The sequence below is a fragment of the Anaerophaga thermohalophila str. Valhall genome, from assembly GCF_000250735.1.
Lineage (GTDB): Bacteria > Bacteroidota > Bacteroidia > Bacteroidales > Marinilabiliaceae > Anaerophaga > Anaerophaga thermohalophila_A.
Window position 1 is genome coordinate 1 of the sequence record NZ_AHZV01000109.1, and the last position, 1,554, is coordinate 1,554.

Genomic DNA, 1,554 nt, shown 5'->3' on the forward strand with positions numbered 1-1,554 from the left:
TGCAGGGTAAGATACATCTGATAATGCTGAAAAAAATTTTTAATTGATGAACCAGAAAATCAAAAATATATCTCCGAAACAACGTTATCATAAGCAACTCCCTTACTCAGCAGAATGTCGCGAACTTCAACCACCATATTTGCATTGCCGCAAAGGTAATATTTTATGTCCTTTGGTAAATTCTCCTGCCGAGCCAACCATACTGTAAGCCTTCCGCTGTTTATTCCGGGAGCATTTTCACGGGTAGCAAAACGAAGGTAGTTTTCCCCCATTTTATTGAGAAACAGACCGGAAAACCAGAACTCACCAGATGTTCGGGCACCGTGTATTAATTTTTTGTTAAAATGTATCCCGGATTCCGCCATGCTCATAAAGGGGGCAATTCCTGTTCCTGTGGCTATCCACCATGCCGGGTCGTCTGAGCCCAGAAACCGTCCGAAGGGTTCCGACATTAACAATTGATCGCCACATGCAAGCTTTGCCATCCGGGGAGTAAGCAGACCATCGGGATTAATATCAAAAAGTAACCGGATATGATCACTCTCTACACCACTGGCAATGCTGTATAGTCGTGGCTCCTCACTCCGGTTTAAAGCAACGGCAACAACCTGCCCCGGGGTGAAGTCGAACCTTCGTTCAGTCTGCAGCGTAAAGACTCCGGGAGCAATTTCTCTTTTGCCTGTGACCTTAACCGGAAAAAGTTCTTTTTGCTTTCGTTTGACCATAAAAAAAATCAGTCATTCGGTTCTTCACCTGTTTCTTCAGTATTTCCGTCAAAAGCACTTTCGGCATCATAGGGAAAGACATCCATCAGGGGACTTTCGGCAATGCTTTGAACCTGAAAATCGACCACCATATCGGAAAGGCCCTTCATAAGGTGGTCGTATGCATCGCGTACATTATCTGCCATTACCAGCATTTGACTGGTCACCTTTTTTTCTTTTCCGGCATTCTCATCAATTGCCAAATGGCTAACCTTGCATTTATACCAACGATCGCCGGGAAAATCAGGAAACAGATCGGTGTAATCGGCCTTACGAATATTGGTAACCTGAAACTCACCTCTTATCATGGCCTGCATTTCCTCATGTATGCGACTTTCGGCCTCAGTAAAGGAAACAGCATCTACCAGATATGGTTCAGTAACCTTTTTCTCTTTTCCGGTGTTCTCATCTACTTTAACGTATTTTACTTTGCATTCAAACCAGGTGTGCATCATTTTAGTAAGTATATTTTGAAGTGAAAAATTAATTTGACCCGCAAAGGTAAAGAAATTTGAAATTGAGCAGCGCCAGACGATAGGAAAATGATAAGATTGCCTGCAAAAGGATAAGCCCGGTCAAAAAAGCATTTAACTTTTTGCACTCAAGCCGCGAGTGCCTTTACTTTTTTGTTCATGAGATAAAAATTATAAGGCGTTCACGATTTCCGCTTCGCTCTAATTCATCCGTATAAAATATATTTAGAGTCTGTCCATAAAGTACCATTTGCTGTGTTACGCTTGCCGCCAAAATACTCATTTACGAAAAGTAAACTCCTTTTTTGGCGGCTTCG

At 42.4% G+C, this 1,554-nt stretch carries 2 protein-coding genes; both read right to left on the reverse strand.

All coding sequences use genetic code 11. The features are described from left to right. Positions 1 to 59: 59 nt before the first annotated feature. Positions 60 to 725 carry a ferredoxin--NADP reductase gene (locus tag OQ5_RS0105860; protein ID WP_016776588.1) on the reverse strand — a complete coding sequence of 222 codons (666 nt, stop codon included), beginning with the start codon at positions 723 to 725 and terminating at the stop codon, positions 60 to 62. An 8-nt stretch (positions 726 to 733) separates the two neighbouring features. Further along, positions 734 to 1,219 carry a DUF4494 domain-containing protein gene (locus OQ5_RS0105865; RefSeq protein WP_082179521.1) on the reverse strand — a complete coding sequence of 162 codons (486 nt, stop codon included), beginning with the start codon at positions 1,217 to 1,219 and terminating at the stop codon, positions 734 to 736. Between the last annotated feature and the right edge of the window lie 335 nt (positions 1,220 to 1,554).

Coding starts and splice junctions, on each gene's coding strand:
- OQ5_RS0105860 (WP_016776588.1), bottom strand. CDS start 725: ATGGTCAAACGAAAGCAAAAAGAACTTTTTCCGGTTAAGGTCACAGGC.
- OQ5_RS0105865 (WP_082179521.1), bottom strand. CDS start 1,219: ATGATGCACACCTGGTTTGAATGCAAAGTAAAATACGTTAAAGTAGAT.